The following is a 24,770-nucleotide window of genomic DNA, read 5'->3' as shown; positions in this document are numbered from 1 at the left end:
TGCAATTAATTGCCCCATTAATTAATGACCACCTTTTGCGCTGCGGTTTATCAATCGTAAATCGTCAAAAAGATGATTAATGATTGTCAATACCTGCTGAATATATGGTAAAGTTTTTACGAATATACGTGAGGTGATTAATATGTTTTGGATAATTGCAACCGGCTGTGTGCTGCTGGCCGTTTTAATGCCGATCTACTGGAAACGCCATCCAGAAATCAAGACCACGCCTAAGGGACTGCTGATCTTTAAATTGGCTGCCTGGGGCCTGGCTGCTATCATGATTGTCTGCGCGCTTTTATTTGAGCAAAAATAATCAAACTGACATCCCGTTATCGGCAGCTTTCAGTAATATGAAAACAGTGCCATTGCAAGCTTAATCATCAGCCTGCCGTGGCACTGTTTTGGTTTTATCTTAGTTGCGTTTGCGCAGTTCGGCCCGAATATTGGCAACATCGCTGGCTTTACCGGTAAAAATCAAATGGTCGCCAGGTTCGATCACCGTCGTCCCCCTTGGAATCAGCCACTGACTGCCACGACGAATCCGGCTGACCGTTATCTTGTCAATAAACGGCAGTGCCTGCAGCTGCTGGCCGGTATAGCGACGATTGCGAACCACGACTTCATAAAGGCCGGCTTCGGTACTGTTAAGCATCGTCATGATTGATGGCGATTCAATCAGCGCTCTTAAAACGCTCGTTTGGACGTTATAGACGTTAAAGATCTCAACGCCCAGTTTTTGCAGTTTGTTGCGCTGATCCTCATCCAGATTGCGCTGATTCTGACCGGCAATCACGCGGCTGACATGGTGTGCCTTAGCCAGTTTGGCCAGCCGGAAGTTTTTGGCATCGTCCAGATAGTCAATCGCCATGATGTCACAGTCAAAAAGCTTTTCTTTTTCCAGCGCTGCTTCACTTAGTTCCGGCAAATAGGTCAGGTTCTTGACTTCACTGTCGTAGGTCTTGTAGTTATCTTTACTGTCAGTTACCATGCGCACCTCATACCAGTTGCGTGACAGCTGTTGAGCCACTGGAACACTGAAAACGTTGGTCCCCAAAAAGACAACGCGCTGCTTGACTTTGTCTTCTGGAGCCAGTCGATAAACCGAGTTGAAAACGATTGGCGCAATAATGCAGACGATTACAGCCGCCAGCACAAAAGCATCTGACTGGGTACTGGTGATGGCATGCAGATTACGGGCAACTTGCAGCGTTGGTAAAACCAGCGTAATTGTCGTTACCAGCAAAAAACCGCCCGCAAAGGCATTACGACCATTAAAACGTTGTCTGAACACCAACATTGGGGTCAACTTTGCCAAGACAAAGCAGATTACCAGTACCGGAATCAGCGCCAGAGCATGCGGATTGACCAGCAGCGTACGCAGATTCAATTTAACACCGGTCATCAAAAAGAAGATCGGAATAAAGAAGCCATAGCCGATTGACGTCAGCTTATCTTGCGTCGTCTCGCTTGGTTCCAGCAGCTTCATAACCATCCCGGCTAAAAAGGCTCCCAGGATATTTTCGGCCCCCACCGTTTCGGCCAGCGTTACCAGCGTAAAGATCAAGAAAAAGGCCAAACGAATATCCAGCTGCGTAGTCGCTTTGGTTACTTTGTTAAACCAGATAAAGGGCTGCTTGAACCGATTCAAGAGTACGATGGCTGCCAAAAACAGCAAAACGATCATCCACAATCGCCCAGCATTGCCACCATTGATCGAGGCATAGACCGTTAACGAAAGCATCGGAATTACCTCACCCAAAACCGCTGTTAGTAAAATTGTCTGTCCCATGGGGCGGCTGAGAATCTCTTTTTCTTTCAGCGTTGCAATTACTACACCTAGCGCCACTGTTGAAAAGATAATCGTCGCCAGCAAAACGTCGCTGAACATCCCTGTCATCTTAAGGATCATTGCCAGTACAAACGCCGTCAGCATGATACCGGCAAACGATTCAATCGCCAAATTAACCGGTGACTGATGATCTCTTTTAACCCCCGGTTGTTTTTTGAACAGACTGAAATTAATTTCCATCCCGGACAAAAACATCAAGACAATCACACCCAGACTCGATAAAAAAGTCAGGTCACGGGTCTGCACCACTAGGTTAAGGCCGCTCTTGCCCAAAATAATCCCAACGATGATTTCGGCAACTGCAGTTGGTACGCTGGCAACCTTAAAGCGTGCCATCAATATTGGAATCAGCAAGGCTGAAAACATAATAATAAACATTGAAAGCTGTTCCATTATTTAATTTCCTCCACTTTTTGTTTAATTTTATTGATTACTTGGTTTAAAATAAATACATAAAGTTACAAAATCAAAATAAGGGGACCTGAATATGTCACAAAAACTCTCGGCATGTACCAGTATCTTGATTGGTAAAAAAGCCAGCCGCGATGGTTCGATCATGATCGGCCGCAATGAAGATGCCAAGGCAGCCTGGCCAAAGCGTCTGGTCGTCCATGCTCGTGGCGAGATGCCATCACAATTCATTTCCAAGGACACCAAGCTTGAGCTTACACTGCCCAAAATCAGCGCCCGCTATACGGCTACCCCAGAATGGACCGATAAATATGGCCTGTTTGAAGAAGCCGGTATCAATGAATACGGCGTAGCGATGAGTGCAACTGAAAGTGCCTATTCCAACGACCTGGTTTTAGGATACGATCCACTCGTTAAAGAAGGTTTGAACGAAGAAGCTATGGTTACCGTTGTTTTGCCATACGTCAAGACTGCGCGTGAAGGGGTTCAGCGTTTGGGTCAACTGGTGGCCAAATACGGCACCGGTGAAACCAATGGTATTTTGTTTGCCGATGATGACGAGGCTTGGTATCTGGAAACCGGGGCTGGTCACTACTGGGTTGCTCAGCGCATTCCCGATGACTGCTATGCCGTAGTTGCCAACCAACTGGCAATTCAAGAAATCGACTTTAACGACCCAGACAACTTTATGTACCATCCCGGTATTCAGGAATTCGTTGAAAAGAATCATCTGAATCCACACCCTGGCACCTTCAACTTCCGTCAGATCTTTGGTACGGCTGACCGCTCTGATGCCGTCTACAGCGAACCGCGCGTCTGGTATGGGCACCAAATGTTCAGTCCCAAAGCTGCTCAAAACGAACAGCCAGAAGACACCGAGCTGCCGTTTTTGATGAAGCCCGAACGTCAGCTTTCAATCTTTGATGCTCAGGCCTACCTTGGCTCACATTATGAGGGTACGCCATTTGATCCAATCGGTACTGGTTCTGAAGAAGAAAAGCACCGCTACCGTCCAATCAGTCTGGCCAAGACTCAAGAAGCCCACATTCTGCAGACGTCGCGGGCCTCTAAGAACAGCATTCACTGGATTGCCATGGGGGTTGCCAATGAATCAACGTTTGTGCCGTTCTTTAGCAACATCAATGACACGCCAGCTCCGTATAAGCGTGGCAAGCTGCCAGCTCAGCTCAATTCAGCATACTGGATCTTTAAGCATGCCAGCGTCTTGGTTGACAGTCATCTGCATGATTTTCTACCAATGCTCAGAGACGTGCAAAAAGACTGCAATGCCAAGGCAATTGCGATGATTCAAGCAACTGACGAAAAAGCAGCCAGTCTGGCAGGTGCCAAATTGACCAATTATTTGACGCGGCAGTCTGAAAACTTTGCTACCGACGTTTTGAATGCCTATCGTCAATTAAGTCTTGAATTGATCACCAAGATGACCGATTACTGTCCTTTGAATTTTAACACAGATGAAAATCTATAATCACTAATTCACTTAATCAATTGGTCAACCGCGATCTGCTCGCCGGTTGACCTTTTTTAATGTTTGAATGACGGCCAGATTACCAAGCTGGGACAATTCGCCCGGGTATAGCAATTACTTTTTTATCAAGTCTAAATAGGCTAAAATAATTAAGTATGTTTAAAGGTGCTTTGCTGAATCCGTTTGGCTCGGCGCAACAATTTAAAGTGAGGTTTTTAACATGATCGGAATCTGGGCCAATGTTGGTGCAGTAGTCGTTGGGACGGCAATCGGCTGTTTTTTCAAGCAGTTTCTGCAAGAAAAGTATATCGAGACCCTCTGGATTGCCCTGGGTTTTGCAGCTTTAGGCGTGGGACTGCAGTCGGTGATCAGCAATATGCCAAAGAGTCATTATCCTGTTTTGTTCATCATCAGTCTGGCAGTAGGCATTCCTTTAGGGACATACTGGCAATTAGATGACCGCTCTAACCACTGGCTCAGCACGCGCTTTACCTCCAAGCTTGGTGAAGGCGTGGCCACGGCAAGTTTTTTGGACTGCATTGGTGCTTTGGGAATCCTGGGGCCTGTCGTTGCCGCAACCAATGGCAATCAGACCATGCTTTATACCAACGCCATGCTGACGCTAGTGTGCGGTATTATTTTTGGGACCGGCTTTGGCTGGGGCATGCTTTTGGAAACGCCAATTATATTGATTTGGTTCGGTGGTATCTATTTGATCGCTAAATTTTTATCTGCCAGTTTCTTTTCGAATGCTTTTGTTGTGGAAGAATCGATCGTCGGCGGCTTTTTGATTGCGGCATCTGGTTTTTCACTCTTAAAGATCAAAGAGTTTAAAACCTTGGATATGTTGCCGTCCTTATTAGGCCCCTTGTTGTTCTTTTTATTTAAAAATATTTTGTAAAACATAAATAACGCTGTATTAAGCTTTCATCGAGCTTGACACAGCGTTATTTGTTATTTTTGATAGTTGTTTAGCAGAATGAGAACCAGCCACAATGTGCGTAGTGAACGCGAGTTGCCCGGTACATTGAAAATACTGGGTAGCAGCTGTAGCGGTAGTTGTAGCAGCTAAAGTAGTGAACTCGAACGACAACAATTACAACCACATTGGTACAGGTTAGCGCGGTTGATGCCGTTGGTGCAGTAGGAGCCGTTGGCGCGGTTGGTGCAGTAGCAGCAGTGGCTGCCGTAGCCACCGTCGCTGCCCGCGTACCGTCTCCTGGAATGCCAGGAATCCCAGGTTTGCCAGGAACGCCAGGCTTGCCGGGAATAATCGTCCAGCCATCGCCTGAAACCGAGCCGCCTTGAGCCTTAGTTGCCGTCTTAGCAGTTGATGCGGTCGTCCCTTTTTGTGCGGTCTGGCCAACTGAAGCCGTTGAGCTGACCGCAGCCGGTGTCAGCGTGTCGGCAACCGCCTTACCGATACCGGTTTGCGATAAAATTAAAATGGCGGCTGGAACAACTGCATATTTGCAAAGCTTTGAGATCTTCATTACTTTCTTCCTTTCTTAATTCAGTTCCTGACGCAAAACGTTCACGATTCGCTCGGCAGCATGGCCGTCACCATAAGGATTTTGAGCTTTGGCCATCTGATCATAGCGTGCCGGATCATTCAAAAATGCATTAAGCCATTTTGAAATCTCTTTGGCATCCGTACCGACCAATTTGAGCGTACCGGCTGCAACGCCTTCTGGACGTTCAGTAGTATCACGCAAAACCAAGACCGGCTTCCCCAGAGAAGGTGCTTCTTCTTGAATGCCGCCGGAATCCGTCATGATCAGCCAGCTGCGAGCCGCTAAATTGTGAAAGTCGATAACGTTCAAAGGTGCAATCAGATGAACGCGATTATTATCATCAAACGCTTGATGAGCTGCCTTTTGAACATTGGGACTTAAATGAACCGGAAAAACAACTTCAACTTCAGGGTGGCTTAAAACAAAATCATTGATGGCATCAAAAGCTTCCTGCATCGGGGCTCCTTGATTCTCACGACGATGCATCGTTAAAAGAATCAACTTAGCATCCGGCTGAATCTGATCAAGAATCGGCATTTGCCATTGATCTTTGATGGTGTGAGCCAGCACGTCAATGGCGGTAGTGCCCGTTATGTATATCTGCTGGTCATTATGATGCTCTTTCAGCAGATTTTGCCGGCTCCGTTCGGTTGGTGCAAAATACCACTGTGCAATGGTATCAGTCAGCTGACGATTGATCTCTTCAGGAAAAGGATCATATTTTTCCCAGGTTCGCAGCCCTGCCTCAACGTGGCCAACCGGAATCTGTTGATAAAAAGCCGCCAAGCTGGCAGCCAATGTCGTGGTCGTATCACCATGAACCAAAACGGCATCCGGCTTGATCTTTTGGAACAGCTGCTCCATTTGCGACAAGGCGCTAACCGTAATTTTGCTTAAATAAGTCCTTAAACCACGAATCTTTAAACAGAAAATAAAAAAAGCACCTGGAAAATCCAGATGCTTAATTAAATATTTCGTTTAGTATAATAAGTGTTTCTTAATTCTTAGTGTCACGGCAGAGTACTGATCGTCTGCTTTTTGCATGCAATGAAGTCAATTGCAATGAGCTGCTGGTTGTCTGCGCAATCGCGGACTGATCCGACTGGACGGTCCATGTTCGATCGGCACTGCGAACATAGCTTTCTCCTGATGGCATGTCTTCTAGATCCATCTGTAAGCGATGGTGGCGAACCACATAATGGGATCCATTTTGCTCAAAGGCTGCTTGATAGGCATTACGATGGTTCAATATCTTGAGCAGCTGTTTTCGATTATCGACTCTGATGTACTCGCCACGATAACGACCAGTGCCAAAAACGACGTACCGATAGTCATCCGGTGTGCTGGTCAGTTTTTCTTGATCCGCCGCCGTTTGATATCGATAGACGCGGTTGACCAATGGATGAAACTGCAAAAAGCGATAGTGGCAATACCCCCAAAATGACATTACCAAAACCACCAGCAGCAACGTTACGATTTCGACAAAATGCTTTTGCCTTTGCATTTTTATCCCCCTGTTTAAAAAGTGCCCGACTTAATGCAAGCCGTCTGCACGTATATCTACGATAACCTTTGGCAAAGCAAATTTGCAAATATTATTTTACTGATTTTGTAATGACGAGTCGTGACTGGTCTTTTTAGCTTTCGGATTGATTGCGTTTTGCTGATCACTATCCAAAAGATATTCCTCAATCAGGCGAATGATCTGGCGATTTTGTGGTAAAGACGAGTGCTGAGCCTTACTGCCGGTCACCGTCATTTCAGTATAGTGCTTAACCTGCTTTTGATAAATATAGCGACCAGCCCGCACACTGCCCAGTTTTACGATCCCATCTTCAGTATAGGTATCGGCACCCGAAACCGAGTAGACATCCAGACTTGATGGCAGCTTGTTTTTATGCTTCAAAAAATAAGTATACATCTGCGTTGGATTCTTAGTTGAGCTTTCATTAAGGTTAAATGGCGATCCCACCGTCATCAAGCGTTTGATCTTTACGTAGTCGGAATACTGTGAATAGTATTTTTCCAGCCACAGTGTCCAAATCAGGCCGCCGTTGGAATGGCCAAATGCTTTAAAGTTATTGAACTTATATTGATCAATCAGTTCGCTAAAGGCCGCATCAAACATCTTGGCCTGCTTTTTGATGTTGTCATAGCCATCATGATTGTTTTGAAAACCAACCACGATGATTGGTTCATTGTCACCTTGGCTGATCTTACCCGTATAGGTGATCTTACCATCGTTATAGACCTCCATTTTCAACAGGCTATGCTTATGACTGGTGTCTTTATTGAGCAGCGTGACCATCTGATCAAAACGATTCTTGGTCGCTGAGCTGCCAGGAATCATAATAATGGGCGACATCCGAGCCTTGCTGCGCTGTGCCAGGTAGTGGTTGGTATCTTTCATCCAAAAATAAGCCGGAAACGCCAGCATGATCAGCAGGATTGTGACGACTGCCAATAAGCGTACGCTGCGGCGGCGCTCCTTATCATTGATAATCAGCATGATGCCACCGCCTTTTCTCGCTGAGTTTTTAATTCTACACCCAAGGCCAAACGTACGAACGGAATATATACCCAGACGTCAAAGACTAAGAGAACCAATGAAAACAGCAGAATCTCCCAATCACCATTGGAACCGATAAACGCCGCTAATGGACCTGGTGTCCCCATTGGCAATGGATATGGCGTTGCCGGAATTAAATGCAGTAAGATTGCCAAAGCTCCCAGCAACAGGTTGGCAATTGGCAGCAATAGATATGGCAGCAAAAAGATTGGATTCAAGATTACCGGCAGACCAATCATCAAGCCATAGCTGCTGTTAAACAAAACCGGCACTAGATTCCAACGGGCCAATCGCTGCACCTCGGGCTGATGACCAACGATGATCAAGGCAATTACCAGCGCCAGCATTACGCCATCACCGCCAAAGTTGGCAAATGAACTGTAGAGCGTGGATGCCAGATACTTATAAGGAACGTTCCAACCCGAACCGTGCTGCAATGCATAGTTTAGATTAGCTGCAGCAGCTCCGGTAAGTCCCTGCGCTGCCGTATTAATGCTTGGTCCGCCGATACCAAACCAGCTCAGCAAAAGCGAGACGATGATCAATGGAATCGCTACCCACAGTGACTGGTTGCCCTGACCAAAGTTTTCCAGCCAGGTATAGACCAGGTTCAGCCAGGTACTTAGCGTCATCCAATTAAACAAGGCTCCCACGATGGCACCAATCGTCAGACAGAAAAACAATGGCTTCAGCGCATTCAAGACCCGCTGCTGCATTTTTTCAAGCGTTTCAATCGTCTGTTCGCCTGGTTCACCGCTCTTACCCAGCCAGCGATAAACCTGACCCACGCCATAGCCGACAATCAAGGCAAATAAAACACTGCGGACACTCAAGAGATTCCAGTCAAACGAGATTATGCTATCATTAGTGGCACGAACATAGCGAAAAGCCACCAACAGCATGGTTACAAACCCAGTCATCCCGGCCATCGGTGCATCACAATGATAAAGCTTGGCAGTATAGCGGGCCGCGGCATAGGCTGCCATAACGCCAAACATTCCAAACGTCACCTTAACCAGTCCATATGTAAAAGCGGTCACACCATTCCAAAGCCAGTCCGGCATCAGGTCACCTAGATTGGCAATGTTATAAAAAAAACTGTCCGTTGCAAAAAATGCTTTTTTCAGCATAACTGCCAGTACCCCAACATACGCAATTGGAAACAACAGCATCAACGTCTGCCGCGTAATTTTGATAAATGAGCGCTGATTAAATCGGACCACCCATTTGATTAATCTATTTGGCATTTGCTTCACTTCACTTCTTAAGGATTATCTGAGTTTAGTATACTGCTACCGTTGTTTTAAAACATGTTCTAACCAAAAAAGATCCATGGTCGAGTGATCTCAAACCATGGATCTTTAATTTTGGCTACCAGCTGGCTTTTTTGACACCTGGCAGCTGACCTTTATGAGCCAGTTCACGGAAATTCAGTCGTGACAAGCCAAACTTACGCATGTAGGCATGGGGCCGACCATCCAGACGATCACGATGATGCAGACGAACCGGTGCTGAGTTGCGTGGCAGCTTTGACAAACCGATATAGTCGCCAGCTGCCTTCAGTTCGGCACGCTTGGCTGCATACTTTTCAACCAGCGCTTCTTGATGCTTAAGCTTGGCAATCTTGGATTTCTTTGCCATTTTCTTCCCTCCAATTGATCATAAATTTTGTTTTAGAAAATAAGATTTTTACATTTGCATAGTCATTCGTTTGCTATTATGCCAAGCTGAATTATTAAACGCAAATTTTTCGCCTTACTTTTTGTAATTAAATTCAGATCAATCGTATTTTTGATTCAAGCATTGTTACCCCAAGCTATCGGTATCTATTAGAAGCGCTGCTTGTTAACGCGATCGGCATAGGCTTGATATTCAGCCAGATAGTCCCATTTATGATTGATCTGATCCAGCAATTCCTGGTCATGCGTATTAACACGGCCAGTTTCTAAAGTCCGCTTATAAAGTTCCAGATAAGGAATGTCAGCTTCAACGGCCAACTCATATTCGGATTCGCGATCATAAGCCACATGCCGATAGTCCAGCTCAGCAATCCCATCATCGTCAACTTCCAAAATCAAATAATGGGCACGCGTGTCATGCTGCAGCGGCCACCAGCCATTAAACGGCTCACCAACCGATCCAGGATTTAGGATCAAGCGTTCGTCACTGGCATAGCGCATCAAGCTGTGGTGCACGTGAGCATAAATGGCAACGTCTTGATTGTTAAAGCCGTCAAACAGCTTATCAAAATGTTCAACGGGATTGGTTGGAAACAACGCCTGCCCCATATTGAGAGTTGGCAGATTATGCGAGATGCCAAACATCAGCTTGCCCGCCTGCTTTTGAACGTGCAGTGGCCAGCTGGCAATTTCGTCAATTACACCAGCAGATACGTGCTCGCCAACGTATTGTGCCAACCGGGCAAAATAGATGCGTGATGGTTTTTCCAGATCCATTTGTCCTCTCACGCCCTTAACCGTCAGATCATCCCAGTTGCCACGCACCATCACGGTTGGCTGCATCTGTTTGATCAAGCGCCAGATCTCCATTACGCCTGGACCAGGCATCAATAGATCACCAATGAACCAATATTCATCAACATTATGACGCAGGCTGTCAGCATACATTGCCTGCAAGGCGTGCAAATTGCCGTGCACGTCGGAAAAGACCGCGATTCGGTTGCTCATGATGTCACCTCGTTATTTATTCACAAAATCAATCATATCAAAACTCACCGGCTGCTGCCCAATAAAAATTGAAAAACCGACTTTCTGGGCTTGTTTTGTAGGGCGCTTACAATGCTAGACTAGATAAGTATGAATTTATATTCTTTGTCTACTTTATAATGCTTTATTTTTAGGAAAGGAAGTCTTTTATGTCCGCAAGCACTGTCGATGCGCGCACTCGTCGCAGCGTTACGATCATTCTTCTGGTCGCCAGCTTCATTAGTCTGGCCAGCCAAACAATGATGGTTACCGCGCTGCCGGTTATCAAAAATGATCTGCACGTTTCATTAAATGCCGTTCAATGGCTCACAACCGGCTATACGCTTTTGATCGGGGTTATTACGCCACTGTCATCCAATATTTATGAACGCTTCACCAACCGAGGCGTCTTCTTGTCAACGGTTGGTACTTTCATTATCGGAACGCTGCTTGGCTGTTTTGCCAATAACTTTTGGTTGCTGCTGTTGGCACGGTTGGTTCAGGCTTGTGCCGGTGGGATCTTGATGACGTTTCAGATGACGACGATGATCACCATCTATCCCCCCGAAAAACGCGGCTCCGTCTTGGGCATGTCAGGCCTGGTTATCGCTTCTGGACCGGCTTTGGGGCCTTCATTGTCCGGGTTGATTTTGGAATACTTCTCATGGCGCTACATTTTCATCTTTGTACTGCCTTTGATGCTTTTGGTCTGGATAGGTGCCTTCTTTAAGATGCCTAATTTTTCCAAGCCACGACCAATCAAGATCGATCTGGTATCGGTTTTGATCTCTTTAATCGGCTCATCACTGATTCTGGGCAGTCTGACGGTCTTTGAGATCAATCTGCTGGCTGGTTTGGCCATGCTGATTGTTGGTTTGATCATTATGTGGTACTTTGTCAAGCGCCAGCTGCACATGGCCGATCCGATGCTAAAGGTTCAAATCGTTCGTTACCCATCATTTCGGATGATGACGGCTGTCAGCTGCTGTGCGTTCATGATTTTGCTGGGAACCGAGCAGCTGTTGCCAATCTTTACACAAAATGTTATGCATGTTGGCAGCTTTAAGTCCGGATTGATTCTGCTGCCAGGCGCGCTTTGCAATGCGCTGGTGGCACCAATTGCCGGTCGGCTGTACGATCAATATGGACCAAAATGGCTGATTACGACTGGTGGTATCCTGACGCTTTTGGCTTCGATTCCGCTGGTCAACGTCAATGCTCACATGCCAATCTGGGTACTGACGGTTGCCTATATGACCCGTTTGATCGGTAACGCCTTTTTGTTTAACCCGGCTCTTTCTGAAGCCTTTTCACAATTGGCTCCTAATGAAAACAGTCACGGAACCGCACTTAACAACACATTGCGGCAAGCTTGCGGGGCTGCTTCGGTTACGCTTTTGGTCGTTATCTCAGGACTGCCGGCTTCTTTGACAACCGGAGTACGAGCTGCTATGTGGGTAACCGTTGGCCTGGCTATTTTGATGCTGGTAATCTTTTATCGTTATCTGGGTTGGAAAAAGCGCCAACAAGGATAATCCGTCTTAAATCTAATTGGGGGTGATTTTTTGCAAGACTCAGATATCGGTACTCATCACGAGCTGCCCAGCAAATGGCATCAGACTTTTTATACGCTGTGGTTTGGCTGTTTTATTACCGGAATGGGATATTCGATGACCATGCCGTTTATCTCGCTTTTTATTGATGAACTGGGCCATTTTTCGCGCTTTCAGCTTAATATCTATTCTGGCTTGGCTTTTGCGGCAACCTTTATTTCCCAGGCAATTGTCTCACCATACTGGGGCAGTCTGGCTGATCGCAAGGGCCGTAAATTAATGTGCATGCGAGCATCTGGCGTAATGGCCTGTACGATTTTTTTGACGGGGCTTTCGGTCAACGTCTGGATGATTATTGGTCTGCGTTTTTTACAAGGTGCCTTTTCTGGCTACATTAACAATTCGATTGCACTGATGGCTGGCGAGACGCCACACAGCAAATCCGGCTGGGTCATGTCAGCGATGACAACCGCCGGCGTAACCGGTAATCTGATCGGACCGCTGTTGGGTGGTACTCTGTCAGGTGCCTGGGGATATCGCGTCCCATTTTTTATTACTGGCGGATTGATGCTGGGCGTTTTTATCGCCACCTCGCTGCTGGTCAAAGAAAAGTTTACCCCAATCAAAAAGGAAAACATGAAACCGATGCGGGAATTGCTGGGCCAGATCGACAACGTCCAATTAATTGTGGTCATGTTCATAACTACCATGCTGGTACAATCATCAGTCATGTCAATCAACCCTATCGTCTCACTTTACGTTAGGGAAATGATGCATGATTCTGGCAACATTGCATTTGTTGCAGGGATCGTCGCCGCCACGCCTGGTCTGGGCAATCTGGTAGCGGCTTCTAAGGTTGGTCATACCATGGATCGCATTGGGCCTAAGATAGTCTTGATGACTGGTCTGATCGCTGCTGCTTTATTGTTTATTCCGATGACTTTGACCAATTCACCATGGATGCTGGCATTTTGGCGCTTTTTGCTTGGTTTTGCCAATGCAGCTCTAATGCCGGCGGCGCAGACAATTCTAACGCTAGAAGTACCAACAGAGGCTTTTGGTCGCGTCTTTAGCTATAATCAATCCTTCCAAGCTGCTGGGTCAGTGCTGGGGGCCTTGCTTGGCTCCACGATCTCTGGGCTTTTCAGTTATTCGGCCGTCTTTGCCATTACCGGCTGCACACTGCTTTTGGATTTCTTATTAGTCTATCTGACACAGCATCGCAAAATTAACTAAAAACTGAAAATCGCATCGGGCTGCTCCTCCGATGCGATTTTTTGATTTCGGTTGACTTTTTCTATTAATTAAAATAAAAGAGTAGCCAGAAAGCCTTTATATCAAGGTCTTCTCTGGCCACTCTCGGAATTAGGAAAATTTGAAGTGTGCCAGCGCTTGCCGACGCTGACAACTGATTAGAAATCCTTCGCTGATAGATTTCTAATCTATACATAACATTATACGGATAAAACCACCGCTTATCATTAGGCACCACAACCAAAATTTTCCATTTTACTTGTTTGATTCGTTTAATTCATCGGCGTCTTCATTGCCGCGCAACAGCCGGTGAACCCCCAATGCTTGATAGAGTTCAAATGATTCTGGCATTACGCCGGGAACAAAGCCAAATCGGTTACTGATCTTGTTGAGACGATACTTGATCGTATTCCGGTGAACATAGAGCAAGTTACCGGCCTGCTCGATATTTTGCGGTGTATCGAGCAAAAAGGTCAGCAAGGTCTCGACCAGGTTATGCTGCATGGCATCCAGCCGCTTTTGCCAACGAATAACCTCGGTGCCTTCTTCCTGCAGTTCTCTTTGACATCCCCTGGCAAACTCAAGGTCAGCTTGATTGAAAAACGACCGGTGCGGCAGGATCGTCTGCGCTGCCGACATGTATTGACTGACCAATTGATACAGTCTTTGAATACCGCCAAAGCCATCCACCATCGTTGCCGAAACAACGACGCATTGAGCAGCCAATTGCTGATCGTCTTTTTTAAATCCACTCTCCCAGCTCTGCCATTCTTGATAGGATGGCGATTTTTCCAGCAAAACGATCAATTGATCATTGTACCAGTCACTAATCATGTGGCCAGCAATCCGTAACGTTAACTGATCGACCCATTTTTTCAGCTTGGACTTGTTGACATTGTTTGGACAGCTGACCACCAGCGCTGCCTGCGTGTCTTTCAGATCGAAGCGGTACTGACGCCCCAATTGAGCTGCTCGTACGACCTGACCTTGAATAATTGCCCGAATCAAATTTTCATCATCTTGGCTTTGATTGCCCCAAAGATTCAAAGCCGTCTGTAAGGTTTCGGCAACGCGCTCACAGGTCAGGTTGGTTACCGTTTGTCGGCTGATGATCAGCACCGTGTATGGACTGTTTGGTAACTGCCAGTGCGTGATCTTCATACCATCAGTCGTCGTCACCGGCAGCTCACCATTAATATTGATCTGTTCGATTACGTTTAAGAGGTTTTCCCAATTAACGGCTGTGCCTTTAGGCCAGGTCTCACGATACAGAATCCCGCCTTGATTATCAATAATTGCTAGTGATGCATCAATTTCTGCGGCCAGCAGCTTTAAAACCTCACCAACGCTGCGCCGATATTCGGGCATTGCCGAAACTCGGCCGATGATTGTTGGCGCAAAACTGGGATGACGCATGCGATCTTGAAAAATCGCAAACATAATCTCCGAGATCACGGCACTGTAAGACAGATTCTTTTGTGTTTCCTGAGCAAAAATTATCAAGAAATTCAGCTGATCAGCTGTTTCCTTGATCTTAGGCGGCAGTGTAGGTACCTTGTCACCGACATAGTAGACAACCACGCCAACACAGCCGTTTTTAGCCAGCTGTTCGATCTGACGACAATCAGTCACTACATCATAGTTATGATCGATCGAGGTCAAAAGCAGCTGCTCATTAGCCGAATTTTCCGGCTGATAGAGTTCTCGTTGGGCAACCGACGTCGCTGTAAAGTCGATTACCGATACTGTTGAAACCACTCGATCCAGCCCTGCTTCACCTGCGACGACATGCGATCGCGACATGGTTGGCAGTTTCAATAGGTCGCGAACCCGGACACTCATATTTCCCACTTCCAATTCAAGATTAAAAAAATATTAGAATAATGATAACATACTCTAAATAAAACCGCAATTTCTCATTTAATAATAAAAAAAAGACCGTGATTTGTCAATTTAAACAGGCAAACACGATCTATATCGTATCATTAATTCTTAAAACTATGAACTGGTGCCGGAATCGTACCACCGCGACTGATCATGGCTGCCGAAGAGGCATGGCTGACATCCATAATTGGTGCATAGCCAAGCAAGCCACCAAACTCAACCGTGTCACCAACTTTTTTACCAGGAACCGGAATCACCCGTACTGCCGTTGTCTTGGCGTTGATCATCCCAATCGCCGCCTCATCGGCAATCATACCACTGATGGTTGAGGCCTCAATGTCACCAGGTACGGCAATCATGTCCAGCCCAACCGAGCAGACTGCCGTCATGGCTTCCAGCTTGGAAACGTTCAAATAGCCGGCATTAACGGCCTTGATCATCCCAGCATCCTCCGAAACCGGAATAAAGGCACCAGAAAGCCCACCAACGTGACTGCAGGCCATGATACCACCTTTTTTAACCGCATCGTTAAGCATGGCAAGTGCCGCCGTAGTACCATGCGCACCAACACTTGACAGCCCGATTTCTTCAAGAATCTCGGCAATGGAGTCGCCAATTGCCGCTGTTGGAGCCAACGAAAGGTCAACAATTCCAAACTTGGCACCCAAACGCTTGGCTGCCGTGGTACCGACCAGCTGGCCCATCCGCGTAACCTTAAAGGCTGTCTTTTTGATGGTTTCGGCTACAACGTCCATTGACTCGCCCTTGACTTTTTCCAGCGCTGCCTTAACGACACCAGGACCCGAGACGCCACAGTTGATAACCACATCAGACTCGCCGACACCATGAAAGCCCCCAGCCATAAATGGATTGTCCTCAACCGCGTTGCAGAAGATTACCATTTTGGCATTGTTCATGTAGTCCAGCTCAGATGCTTTTTTGACGACTTCGCCCATTTCCTTGACGGCATCCATATTGATCCCCGTCCGCGTTGAACCAACGTTGACTGAGGCACATACCAGATCAGTCTGCGTTAAGGCTTCCGGCAGTGATTGAATCAGAGTCTTGTCGCCATTTTGGTAGCCTTTTTGCACCAGTGCCGAATAGCCCCCAATAAAGTCAACACCGACCGTCTTGGCTGCTTTATCCAGTGCCAGTGCATACTTAACGTAGTCATGATCATGAGAAGCCGCCGCAATCAATGAAATTGGCGTAACCGTGATCCGCTTATTGGCAACCGGAATCCCAAACTCGGTTTCAATCTCTTCACCAACGCGTACCAGATCCTTGGCCTTGGTTGTAATCTTATCGTAGATTTTTTGGCAGGCCCGATCACTATCGCTATCGATACAGTCAAGCAGAGAAATCCCCATCGTAATCGTTCGCAGGTCCAGCTTTTCTTCTGAGACCATGCGAATCGTTTCCATAATCTTTTCGGTTTCCAAGGCAATCCTCCTATAGCTGGTGCATGGCGTCGTACATTTCTTGATTGCGAATGTTGATATCGACTCCCAGCTTGGTACCCAATGCATCCAACTCTTGAGTCAGCTTTTCAAAATCGGCAGTGGCATCGTCAACGTCAACCATCATCATCATCGTAAAGTAGCCATCCATAATCGTTTGCGAAACGTCAACAATATTAATGCCACTTTCTGCCAGATAGCTGCTGACACCGGCAATAATCCCGGTTTTGTCCTTACCAATCGTAGTTAAAATTGCGCGCATGGTCTTCCTCCTAAATAAATGCTTAGAAATTGATTATAATCATCTTAACACACTTAACGAACTATTTTAATAAAACAATTAATATCAACTGCTTATTTTAGCTATTTTTTAAGTAATTGGATCGACATGACCAATAAAGCGGATAAAATACGAACTTCACATTAGATTTGATGATTTTTGATAAACTCACGAAACTCACGACCAAACCGCAGTTTGAAGCGAGCCAAAAGCTGTGAATCCTGTTTCATTGTTGAGATCATCGGACTGTCAGGGTCGTCTGCATCCAAGGGTGCCATGATCCCGGTCGTCAGCGGCCAAAACAAGGCAATCTCGTCGGGCAGCTGTGAATCATCGGGATGTGCTGTAACGTACTGATCCAAAAAATGCGCAATCTGCTGCGTCTGTTCCATAAATTCATACATTGCCGATTCCATGGCCTGCTGGGCAGCGGTTCGCTGATAGATCACCGCATTGCGCTCCCAGTCGTATAAGCCGGTTTGGGTAATCTCACTAAAAAGTGCCGCCAGCCCACTTAAAAAGTCGGCATCCTCATCAATGGCAACCTTCATTCCCAAAATCTCAGCATATGACAGCTCGGATACGCCCAGCGTTTTTTCTTCAGCAGTCGGATCATAGATTTCAACTTCCCAGTGCGTGCCAAACTGAGAAGCTTGGTCTTGATAGCTGACCAAAAGAAGCTCATCGCCAGGCTCTGGATTTTGCTCGGTTAGCCCAGCAATTACGCATCTGGCCATAAAAATACCGATCAGTGTCGCACTGGATGGCAATGGCAATTCAGTCAACTCCGCCAGCTCTTTTTGCAGATCCAACAGTTCGGTTTGATGCTGGCGAATCATTGCCGCGCGCTGATCTGCCGTTAAAAATTCGTTTCCCCATTTTTGTCCCAGCTCATACAAGCAGACATCGCTGTTTAAGGTGCGAATGATGTCTTGCCACGTTATTGTTTTCAATGCGCTCACCATTTTCTTTTCCTAATTCTTCGTGGTACCTTATTTTAACACGTCTGAATTTCGCGAACAAATGTTTGATAAATAAAAAAGTCAGACCGTAATAATCGATCTGACTTAAATTTGAAAAGTCAACCACCATCGGCTAAAGTCGATGGCTTGTGAGCAGACACCCCGATATTGAGTGCCTGAACCACAATTTGCATAGATACGGACGATTTACTCAAACAGCCACAGTTGCTTGAGCAGTGATCATCTAATTACCAATGCCTTTTACATTCCCAGGTTGCCATAGGCAATGATATATCAATAGTTGTTAGATAGTCAGTCTTATAATGCTGTAATACTCACTTTGGTTCTCAGCGAGGCAGTTACTAAGTCAATTGCTATCTACAAGTATTCTATCATAGCAGGCCTATCCATCCCATGACTAAAGTCACGGGATTTCCGGCTAGGCATAATTAAATATTAGTTCTTACGCTGATATACAACCTCACCATCAACCAGCGTCAGGTCCGCCGTGCCATAGACCTTTTGGCCGGTAAATGGGTTGTTGACGCCCTTGGAAAGGTAGTCAGCCTCATTAAGCGTCCGTTGCGTATCCAGGTCAAAGATCGCAATATCAGCTGGCTTACCCGGTTCCAGATGACCGGCTTCTTTAAGACCAAAAATATCAGCCGGCTTGGTACTCATCCAGTTCAGCAATTGTTCCAACGTGCAGAGGCCGCCTTTGACAAACTTGGTGTACATCATTGGAAATGCCGTCTCACTGCCGGTAATACCGTTGGCTGCACCGCGCATGTCATCTTTAGGCTTTTCATCTTTGGAGTGTGGCGCATGGTCAGTGGCGATCATGTCAACCGTACCATCCAGCAGCCCCTCAATCAATGCCTGCCGGTCGTCTTCATGACGCAGTGGCGGATTCATCTTGTAATATGAGTTGTTGGCTGGAATATCTTGGTCAGCCAACAGCAAATGATGCGGCGAGGCCTCGCAGGTTACGTTGACGCCTTGAGACTTGGCGAAGCGCACCATTGCGATGCTTTCTTTAGTTGAGATATGGCAGATATGGTAGTGAACCCCGGTTGCGTTGGCCAAAACCAAATCCCGCGCGACCTGAGCTGATTCAGAAACGCTTGGTGCACCAGGCAAGCCCAATTCTTCGGCCCGCTTGCCGGCAGTCATAATCCCGCCAAATAGTAATGAATCGTCTTCCACGTGGGCTGCCAAGATCATATCTTCTTTGGCAATCCCTTCCATAGCTTGATACATCGTGCCTGCCGTCTGTACACCGCTGCCATCGTTGCTAAAGGCATAGGCACCGGCTTGCTTGAGAGCATGAAAATCTACCAGTTCCTCACTGGTGCGGCCATGCGTAATTGCACCATATTGGAAAATGTGAACGACGCCTTCTTTTTGATTCAAAGAAGTCTGTGCCTGCATGCGTTCTGGCGTGTCAGGTACCGGATCAACGTTTGGCATGGCACCGACCGTGGTAAAACCGCCATGAGCCGCTGCCTTGCTGCCGGCTTCAATCGTTTCCTTATAGGTTTGACCCGGTTCTCTGAAATGTACGTGAACGTCGACCAGTCCTGGTGCTACTAATTTGTTTGTTGCGTCAATCGTTTCATCAGCTGCCGGCAGATCGTTGCCAATTGCTTGAATCTTGTCATCAGCAATCCGGACATCCGTTTTAACCAATTGGCCGTTTACAAAAGCCGTACCGCCTTTAATCAGTTTTGTCGTCATCTTATTCTAAACCACCCAACTTGCGACCGCGCAATACTGCTTCAATCATTGCCATCCGCATGAAGACCCCGTTTTGCATCTGACGGAAGAAGACCGACTTAGGCGCCTCAACCAGTTCACTGGCCAGTTCAACGTCTCGGTTGATTGGACCTGGGTGCATAATGATGGCATTATCTTTCATCTTGTTGTAGCGATCTTGGTTCATACCGTACTTTTCGTGGTAGGCTTCCTTGCTGAAGTCTTTTTCGTGAGCATCATCGTTGGAGAGACGTTCATGCTGAACCCGCAGCAGCATGATGGCATCCATTTCGCCAACCAGCTCATCAACCGGCTTGTATTGACCATATTGCGTAAAGTCTTCGTTGAACCAGTATTCTGGACCAGAGAAGTAGACCTCGGCTCCCAGCTTGTTAAGCAGCTGTGCATTGCTACGGGCAACGCGAGAGTGGCTGATGTCACCAATGATGGCGATCTTCAAGCCCTTGAACGTACCAAACTGTTCATGAATCGTCATAACGTCCAGCAGACATTGTGATGGGTGCTGACCGGAACCATCCCCGGCGTTGACGATGCCGATGTTGGTCTGTTCGCCTTCTTTGGTGTTGATCAAAGGTTCGTAGTAATTATTTTCGCTGTGACGAATTACGGCCAAATCAATGCCCAGTGCCGTCATTGTCAGCATCGTGTCATACAGCGTCTCACCCTTTTTAACTGAAGAGTGTGTAGGATCAAATGGGATCTCCGTCAATCCCAGCTTGCGTTCTGCTACGGCAAAGCTGGTGTGCGTACGCGTGGAGTTTTCAAAGAAGCCGTTAACAACATAGACTGGCTTGTTTAGTTGTGGTACGGCACCACCACGCTTAAAGTATTCGGCACGAGCAATCAAAGCGTTGACTTCATCGGCTGACAGATTCTCAACACTGACAAAGTTTTCTAAGCGGACAAGGTTCATAGGTTCTAACATTTTGACAAAATCCTTCCTTAAATTCACGAGTAACCGTTTGGACGCTCACTGTCGTCCTTTAAATGGCGGATTAAGAATCCTCCTTTGTGAATTTGCCCTTAAAAAAACGCCACCCTCCATTTGAGGGCAGCGTTCAACGAAAACAGCATTCACCATGCCGCAATTTAATTCGTTTCCTTGCTAGCCTCTCTGGACTAAACTTAAAGGACATTCATTCATCGCAAATAAAGATACTCGCTGTTTCCTGCTTTGTCAATTGTATTTTTTGGGTAAATCGTTATGAAAAATCATTTTTTAAGCTGTTTTTATGTTTATAAATGCCTTAATAGCAGTGTTTGTACTGTTTTTTTAAAAAATTGCCGATTGCCATTAATTGTCAATCAGCAGCTCATTAATCACTTTATCATCTTTTTTTAATATTTCTCAGCATAAAACTGTACTTTCGCCAATCAAATATGATAAATTTTTTCTAATAAGATTTTTGCAAATGGGGGATTTTTTCGATGAAACCAAAAATTGCGATTCCAGCCGCAACCTTAACAGAAGCTACCAACGTAATCAATGAGCGCAATGCTCCATTTGCGCCACGGCCGATTATTGAGGCGGTCGTTAAATCAGGCGGCGTTCCAGTAATTTTTCCAAGCGTTCAGCCCGATTTAGCACCTGAATATCTGGATATCTTTGATGGCGTCGTATTTGCCGGTGGCGCCGATGTTGATCCAACCTTTTATGGTCAGGAACCACACATGAATCTGGGAATGACTTACCGCAAGCGTGATTTGTTTGAGATCGCCCTGCTCAAAGGTGCGGTTCAATCCGGCAAGGCCATTTTGGGTATCTGCCGTGGTATGCAGCTGATCAACATTGGTTTGGGCGGAACAGTATATCAAGACCTTTCCGAAAACCCGGATGCGCATTTAAAGCACAGCCAAGACGCACCGGGCAACTTACCTTCACACCATATTGACGTTGATATGGACAGCCATCTCTATAAACTGATCGGCAAGCATCCCTACATCAACTCACGGCACCATCAAGCCATTGATCGGATTGCACCTTCGCTTGAAGTAGCCGCCCGTGCCCAGGATCAAGTCATCGAGGCCCTGGAATCAAAGGACAGCGATCAGATTCTGGCCGTACAGTGGCATCCCGAAAACATGTACAAGCACTACCGCGAGTCCCAGGCTATCTTTGGTGACTTTATCCATCGTTCTGCCAAGGTTGCAGCGCAACGTCATCATCTCAACAATCAAAAATAGTCAGCTAATTTAAAAACAGCACTACCAAAATTTAGGCAGTGCTGTTTTATTATTTGCTTATTTATCCAACTGACGCTTCAGTTCATCGGCATCAGGAATATGATCACCGGCAAAGCCCTGGAATGGATGCAAAGACTCCATGGCTGCTTCTTGATAACGACGCGCTCGGCGTAATGCATAGTTTTCCAAAGAGCCATTTTCAACATAATTCATCAGTTTGGCACTTGGCGTGGTCTTTGGATTGATGATGCGATCCTCCAAGTCCTCTAAGATCTCAGAAAACTCCGGTCCCAGCTGAATCTGGTTGGCATAGCGCTCCAAGCTCTTGATCATCGCCAGGGCCTTGTTTTGATAATGACATGGCTCAGTCGGCAGTTCTTTAGCCACCACGTCGTTCATCTCATCAGCGTTGTCCAAAACCCGATTGACCTCTTCTGGCTGCAGGGCTGGATGCATGATAAAGTAGCTGGCTAGCAGGCGAATAAAGCGTAGCGTGTCCGTTCTAACGCCTACTGAGCTGCTTGGGTCCAGATCAAGCATCCGCAATTCAATGTACTCAACGCCGGTTTTAGGCAGTTCTTTTAGATTTTGATTGCCCTTAAACCGCACACTGCCATGAAATTCATAATCAGAGGTCAAAATTCCCTGCTTAACCCCATCTTCAATCCGGTCAACATAGCTTTGTACATCGGTATAGTCACCCTTGAACTTGGTACCAAAGCCATATGAACTTTGGCGAATACTGCGAACCGGATGATCAAATCCCTGCCCTTTTTCAAAATAATTGGCCTCGGCAATCGGGCTGGCACCAAACAGGTAAGTAATAAACCAGCGATAGCGAACGAATCCTTGGGCTAACACCGCATACAGATAGTTGCGAACTGCCTTTTCATCTTTAAATTTATCAGGAAAACCGTCCTTAACCAAATCAATAATATGCTGATCAATGCTTAGATTAATGTGTACTCCACACGGCGTCCCTTCTGAATAGCTATGACGCTTGGTCCACTCTTTCAAATACGCCTCTTTTTTGGGACCCATCTTTGCCAAACGCAGCTGCGACTTATCAGCTGGCAGTTTAGGCGGCATTGACAGCGGCCAGAGCAGTTCTCCAGGAGCCAGTGCCGCACGCAAGGCATTATTAATTTTATAAAGGTAGTGCATTGCATCCAAAGAGTGGCTGGCAGCCGGCGTTACCATTTCAGGCATCGTTTCCAAATAATCATTGGTCAGCCAAGGGTTGGTCTTTTCATCGCCAATCGCGGCCGGGTATGGTTCTTGACTGACATTGCCGGTTTCATCCACTCGCTGCATCTCAACTTCCAATCCCATTGTAAAATCAGAAGTCTTAGCAACGGCCTCATTATTAAAAATGAGTTCACCAATTTGACTGAACATAATTAGAATTCCTCTCTTAAATTAAAAATTTCTAATATTATACAATCGATCTTCTTATTTTTACAAGCGATAATTGGTCACTTAATTAAGTTTAACAGCCATAATAACTTTAATCAAAAAGAACTTGCTTAAATTAATGTTTGTTCCGCCTGTCAATTTATCCTATAATTTTAATGTTGCTCTGAAAGAACAGGAGATGATTAAATGAAAAAAACGTTGCAAGAATTTAAAGATTTCATTTCACGCGGTAATGTTATGGATATGGCCATCGGGGTAATCATTGGTTCAGCTTTTACTGCCATCGTGAATTCCCTGGTTAAAAATCTGATTAACCCTTTAATCGGAATCTTTTTAGGCAAGATCGATCTTTCCAACCTTGTCTTTAGTTTTGGGGAAGCACATTTCCGTTATGGGGCTTTTTTAAATGCAGTTATTAATTTCTTGATTATTGCTTTTGTAGTTTTCTTAATCGTGAAGTTGGTGAATAAGTTAATGCTTCGCCATAAAGAAGAACCCACTGCTCCTGAGCCAAGTGCTGAGGAAAAATACCTAGCCGAAATCGTTGAACTTTTAAAAGACCAGCAAAAATAATCCACCAGCTAAAAACACGCTGTCCTAACCTCGATATGGCTAGGGCAGCGTGTTTTTTCTTAATTAATATGTCGCCAAAGCTGCTGATGATTTCCCAAAAATACTTAATAGCGATTTGGGGGTATAAATCTTTCAACATCCTATTCGCATTTGACAATCTCATAAGCAGTTTCGGAATACCAATAATTCGATTACTGATTATGTAGTTTATGCTTGAGTCGTTCAATTCAACTTTTCCTAAATCAAAAAATCGTTCAGCCCCATTATCATAACGTGGCTGAACGATAATAAAATGGCTAGTGGCGCGGGACGGAATCGAACCGCCGACACACGGAGCTTCAATCCGTTGCTCTACCAACTGAGCTACCGAGCCATTTACGGTCCGTACGAGACTCGAACTCGTGATCTCATCCGTGACAGGGATGCGTCCTAACCAAAACTAGACCAACGGACCAAAATTGCGGGGGCTGGATTTGAACCAACGACCTCCGGGTTATGAGCCCGACGAGCTACCAGGCTGCTCTACCCCGCGATAATTAAAATAAAGTGACCCATGCGGGATTCGAACCCACGATACCAGCGTGAAAGGCTGGTGTCTTAACCGCTTGACTAATGGGTCATTATCATAAAAGAAACTTTTGCAAGTTATGGGTCTAAGTGGACTCGAACCACCGACCTCACGCTTATCAGGCGTGCGCTCTAACCAACTGAGCTATAGACCCATTTATCGCGGCAGGGGGGATCGAACCCTCGACCTCCCGGGTATGAACCGGACGCTCTAGCCAGCTGAGCTACACCGCGATAATCTTAAATCGGGAAAACAGGATTCGAACCTGCGACCCCCTGGTCCCAAACCAGGTGCTCTACCAAGCTGAGCTATTTCCC

The 24,770-nt window shown here is 46.2% G+C and carries 22 protein-coding genes and 7 tRNA genes; 7 read left to right on the top strand and 22 right to left on the bottom strand.

Annotated features, from left to right (window positions below; genetic code table 11):
* Window positions 1-142: 142 nt before the first annotated feature.
* Window positions 143-316 carry a hypothetical protein gene (locus tag HF864_RS01740; protein ID WP_169461406.1) on the top strand — a complete coding sequence of 58 codons (174 nt, stop codon included), beginning with the start codon at window positions 143-145 and terminating at the stop codon, window positions 314-316.
* A 99-nt stretch (window positions 317-415) separates the two neighbouring features.
* Here HF864_RS01740 and HF864_RS01735 read toward each other — a convergent pair whose 3' ends face one another.
* On the bottom strand, window positions 416-2,245 hold the full coding sequence (locus tag HF864_RS01735) for a cation:proton antiporter (protein ID WP_169461405.1): 1,830 nt from the start codon (window positions 2,243-2,245) through the stop codon (window positions 416-418).
* 94 nt (window positions 2,246-2,339) lie between these two features.
* Between HF864_RS01735 and HF864_RS01730 the strand changes: the two genes are divergently transcribed.
* Window positions 2,340-3,752 carry a C69 family dipeptidase gene (locus tag HF864_RS01730; protein WP_169461404.1) on the top strand — a complete coding sequence of 471 codons (1,413 nt, stop codon included), beginning with the start codon at window positions 2,340-2,342 and terminating at the stop codon, window positions 3,750-3,752.
* 220 nt (window positions 3,753-3,972) lie between these two features.
* Window positions 3,973-4,653 (top strand): DUF554 domain-containing protein, encoded by a 681-nt coding sequence (locus HF864_RS01725; protein WP_169461403.1) that lies wholly within the window; start codon window positions 3,973-3,975, stop codon window positions 4,651-4,653.
* A 70-nt stretch (window positions 4,654-4,723) separates the two neighbouring features.
* On the opposite strand, the gene HF864_RS09405 is transcribed toward HF864_RS01725, so the two are convergent.
* From HF864_RS09405 to HF864_RS01690, 7 genes are all read right to left on the bottom strand, one after another.
* Entirely contained in the window at window positions 4,724-5,245 is a 522-nt protein-coding gene (locus HF864_RS09405) for a hypothetical protein (protein ID WP_205882253.1), read from the bottom strand.
* A gap of 15 nt (window positions 5,246-5,260) precedes the next feature.
* Window positions 5,261-6,184 (bottom strand): UDP-N-acetylglucosamine 2-epimerase (non-hydrolyzing), encoded by a 924-nt coding sequence (gene wecB, locus HF864_RS01715; protein WP_346774603.1) that lies wholly within the window; start codon window positions 6,182-6,184, stop codon window positions 5,261-5,263.
* 79 nt (window positions 6,185-6,263) lie between these two features.
* Entirely contained in the window at window positions 6,264-6,770 is a 507-nt protein-coding gene (locus HF864_RS01710; RefSeq protein WP_169461402.1) for a hypothetical protein, read from the bottom strand.
* Between the two features lie 96 nt (window positions 6,771-6,866).
* Complete coding sequence (locus HF864_RS01705; RefSeq protein ID WP_169461401.1) at window positions 6,867-7,775, bottom strand: alpha/beta hydrolase; 909 nt, start codon at window positions 7,773-7,775, stop codon at window positions 6,867-6,869.
* Entirely contained in the window at window positions 7,769-9,082 is a 1,314-nt protein-coding gene (locus tag HF864_RS01700; RefSeq protein ID WP_169461400.1) for a PTS transporter subunit EIIC, read from the bottom strand. The genes HF864_RS01705 and HF864_RS01700 overlap by 7 nt, the downstream gene beginning before the upstream one ends.
* A 124-nt stretch (window positions 9,083-9,206) precedes the next feature.
* Window positions 9,207-9,476, bottom strand: coding sequence for a 30S ribosomal protein S14 (gene rpsN / locus HF864_RS01695; RefSeq protein WP_006499939.1), 270 nt, complete (start codon window positions 9,474-9,476; stop codon window positions 9,207-9,209).
* 188 nt (window positions 9,477-9,664) lie between these two features.
* Entirely contained in the window at window positions 9,665-10,522 is an 858-nt protein-coding gene (locus HF864_RS01690) for a metallophosphoesterase family protein (RefSeq protein WP_169461399.1), read from the bottom strand.
* Window positions 10,523-10,710: 188 nt separating this feature from the next.
* On the opposite strand from HF864_RS01690, the gene HF864_RS01685 reads away from it, so the two are divergent.
* The gene (locus HF864_RS01685; RefSeq protein WP_169461398.1) at window positions 10,711-12,075 is read left to right on the top strand and encodes a DHA2 family efflux MFS transporter permease subunit; all 1,365 of its coding nucleotides are present in this window, start codon (window positions 10,711-10,713) and stop codon (window positions 12,073-12,075) included.
* 30 nt (window positions 12,076-12,105) lie between these two features.
* Entirely contained in the window at window positions 12,106-13,329 is a 1,224-nt protein-coding gene (locus HF864_RS01680; RefSeq protein ID WP_169461397.1) for an MFS transporter, read from the top strand.
* Between the two features lie 273 nt (window positions 13,330-13,602).
* On the opposite strand, the gene HF864_RS01675 is transcribed toward HF864_RS01680, so the two are convergent.
* The 6 genes from HF864_RS01675 to HF864_RS01650 form a co-directional block, all read right to left on the bottom strand.
* Window positions 13,603-15,189 (bottom strand): PucR family transcriptional regulator ligand-binding domain-containing protein, encoded by a 1,587-nt coding sequence (locus HF864_RS01675; RefSeq protein WP_169461396.1) that lies wholly within the window; start codon window positions 15,187-15,189, stop codon window positions 13,603-13,605.
* A gap of 143 nt (window positions 15,190-15,332) precedes the next feature.
* Window positions 15,333-16,676 (bottom strand): PFL family protein, encoded by a 1,344-nt coding sequence (locus tag HF864_RS01670; RefSeq protein ID WP_169461395.1) that lies wholly within the window; start codon window positions 16,674-16,676, stop codon window positions 15,333-15,335.
* A 10-nt stretch (window positions 16,677-16,686) separates the two neighbouring features.
* The gene (locus HF864_RS01665) at window positions 16,687-16,956 is read right to left on the bottom strand and encodes an ACT domain-containing protein (protein WP_169461394.1); all 270 of its coding nucleotides are present in this window, start codon (window positions 16,954-16,956) and stop codon (window positions 16,687-16,689) included.
* A gap of 161 nt (window positions 16,957-17,117) precedes the next feature.
* A complete protein-coding gene (locus HF864_RS01660) occupies window positions 17,118-17,927 on the bottom strand; it encodes a hypothetical protein (protein WP_169461393.1) in 810 nt (269 codons plus the stop codon).
* A gap of 465 nt (window positions 17,928-18,392) precedes the next feature.
* A complete protein-coding gene (locus tag HF864_RS01655) occupies window positions 18,393-19,673 on the bottom strand; it encodes a dihydroorotase (protein WP_169461392.1) in 1,281 nt (426 codons plus the stop codon).
* Between the two features lies 1 nt (window position 19,674).
* Window positions 19,675-20,625: an aspartate carbamoyltransferase catalytic subunit gene (locus tag HF864_RS01650; RefSeq protein WP_056968529.1), complete on the bottom strand. Its 951-nt coding sequence runs from the start codon at window positions 20,623-20,625 to the stop codon at window positions 19,675-19,677.
* Between the two features lie 515 nt (window positions 20,626-21,140).
* Here HF864_RS01650 and HF864_RS01645 point away from each other — a divergent pair.
* On the top strand, window positions 21,141-21,896 hold the full coding sequence (locus HF864_RS01645) for a gamma-glutamyl-gamma-aminobutyrate hydrolase family protein (RefSeq protein ID WP_169461391.1): 756 nt from the start codon (window positions 21,141-21,143) through the stop codon (window positions 21,894-21,896).
* Between the two features lie 57 nt (window positions 21,897-21,953).
* Here the strand turns inward: HF864_RS01645 and HF864_RS01640 are convergent, their stop codons facing one another.
* On the bottom strand, window positions 21,954-23,294 hold the full coding sequence (locus HF864_RS01640; RefSeq protein WP_169461390.1) for a glutamate--cysteine ligase: 1,341 nt from the start codon (window positions 23,292-23,294) through the stop codon (window positions 21,954-21,956).
* Between the two features lie 204 nt (window positions 23,295-23,498).
* Here HF864_RS01640 and mscL point away from each other — a divergent pair, with 204 nt between their 5' ends.
* Window positions 23,499-23,885, top strand: coding sequence for a large-conductance mechanosensitive channel protein MscL (gene mscL / locus HF864_RS01635; protein WP_169461389.1), 387 nt, complete (start codon window positions 23,499-23,501; stop codon window positions 23,883-23,885).
* Window positions 23,886-24,185: 300 nt separating this feature from the next.
* Here mscL and HF864_RS01630 read toward each other — a convergent pair.
* The 7 genes from HF864_RS01630 to HF864_RS01600 form a co-directional block, all read right to left on the bottom strand.
* Window positions 24,186-24,258: transfer RNA gene (locus HF864_RS01630), tRNA-Phe, on the bottom strand.
* 5 nt (window positions 24,259-24,263) lie between these two features.
* Window positions 24,264-24,339: transfer RNA gene (locus tag HF864_RS01625), tRNA-Asp, on the bottom strand.
* Window positions 24,340-24,343: 4 nt separating this feature from the next.
* Window positions 24,344-24,417 (bottom strand) — tRNA-Met (locus HF864_RS01620).
* A gap of 15 nt (window positions 24,418-24,432) precedes the next feature.
* Window positions 24,433-24,504: transfer RNA gene (locus HF864_RS01615), tRNA-Glu, on the bottom strand.
* Between the two features lie 29 nt (window positions 24,505-24,533).
* A tRNA-Ile gene (locus HF864_RS01610) sits at window positions 24,534-24,607 on the bottom strand.
* Between the two features lie 5 nt (window positions 24,608-24,612).
* Window positions 24,613-24,686: transfer RNA gene (locus tag HF864_RS01605), tRNA-Met, on the bottom strand.
* Between the two features lie 11 nt (window positions 24,687-24,697).
* Window positions 24,698-24,770: transfer RNA gene (locus HF864_RS01600), tRNA-Pro, on the bottom strand.

It is taken from the genome of Lactobacillus sp. MRS-253-APC-2B (assembly GCF_012843675.1).
In the GTDB taxonomy this organism is placed as follows: domain Bacteria; phylum Bacillota; class Bacilli; order Lactobacillales; family Lactobacillaceae; genus Limosilactobacillus; species Limosilactobacillus pulli.
The sequence above is the reverse complement of the archived record's forward strand: the minus strand, read 5'-3'. Positions and strand labels throughout refer to the sequence as shown.

Coding starts and splice junctions, on each gene's coding strand:
- HF864_RS01740 (WP_169461406.1), top strand. CDS start 143: ATGTTTTGGATAATTGCAACCGGCTGTGTGCTGCTGGCCGTTTTAATG.
- HF864_RS01735 (WP_169461405.1), bottom strand. CDS start 2,245: ATGGAACAGCTTTCAATGTTTATTATTATGTTTTCAGCCTTGCTGATT.
- HF864_RS01730 (WP_169461404.1), top strand. CDS start 2,340: ATGTCACAAAAACTCTCGGCATGTACCAGTATCTTGATTGGTAAAAAA.
- HF864_RS01725 (WP_169461403.1), top strand. CDS start 3,973: ATGATCGGAATCTGGGCCAATGTTGGTGCAGTAGTCGTTGGGACGGCA.
- HF864_RS09405 (WP_205882253.1), bottom strand. CDS start 5,245: ATGAAGATCTCAAAGCTTTGCAAATATGCAGTTGTTCCAGCCGCCATT.
- HF864_RS01710 (WP_169461402.1), bottom strand. CDS start 6,770: ATGCAAAGGCAAAAGCATTTTGTCGAAATCGTAACGTTGCTGCTGGTG.
- HF864_RS01705 (WP_169461401.1), bottom strand. CDS start 7,775: ATGCTGATTATCAATGATAAGGAGCGCCGCCGCAGCGTACGCTTATTG.
- HF864_RS01700 (WP_169461400.1), bottom strand. CDS start 9,082: ATGCCAAATAGATTAATCAAATGGGTGGTCCGATTTAATCAGCGCTCA.
- rpsN (WP_006499939.1), bottom strand. CDS start 9,476: ATGGCAAAGAAATCCAAGATTGCCAAGCTTAAGCATCAAGAAGCGCTG.
- HF864_RS01690 (WP_169461399.1), bottom strand. CDS start 10,522: ATGAGCAACCGAATCGCGGTCTTTTCCGACGTGCACGGCAATTTGCAC.
- HF864_RS01685 (WP_169461398.1), top strand. CDS start 10,711: ATGTCCGCAAGCACTGTCGATGCGCGCACTCGTCGCAGCGTTACGATC.
- HF864_RS01675 (WP_169461396.1), bottom strand. CDS start 15,189: ATGAGTGTCCGGGTTCGCGACCTATTGAAACTGCCAACCATGTCGCGA.
- HF864_RS01665 (WP_169461394.1), bottom strand. CDS start 16,956: ATGCGCGCAATTTTAACTACGATTGGTAAGGACAAAACCGGGATTATT.
- HF864_RS01655 (WP_169461392.1), bottom strand. CDS start 19,673: ATGACGACAAAACTGATTAAAGGCGGTACGGCTTTTGTAAACGGCCAA.
- HF864_RS01650 (WP_056968529.1), bottom strand. CDS start 20,625: ATGAACCTTGTCCGCTTAGAAAACTTTGTCAGTGTTGAGAATCTGTCA.
- HF864_RS01645 (WP_169461391.1), top strand. CDS start 21,141: ATGAAACCAAAAATTGCGATTCCAGCCGCAACCTTAACAGAAGCTACC.
- HF864_RS01640 (WP_169461390.1), bottom strand. CDS start 23,294: ATGTTCAGTCAAATTGGTGAACTCATTTTTAATAATGAGGCCGTTGCT.
- mscL (WP_169461389.1), top strand. CDS start 23,499: ATGAAAAAAACGTTGCAAGAATTTAAAGATTTCATTTCACGCGGTAAT.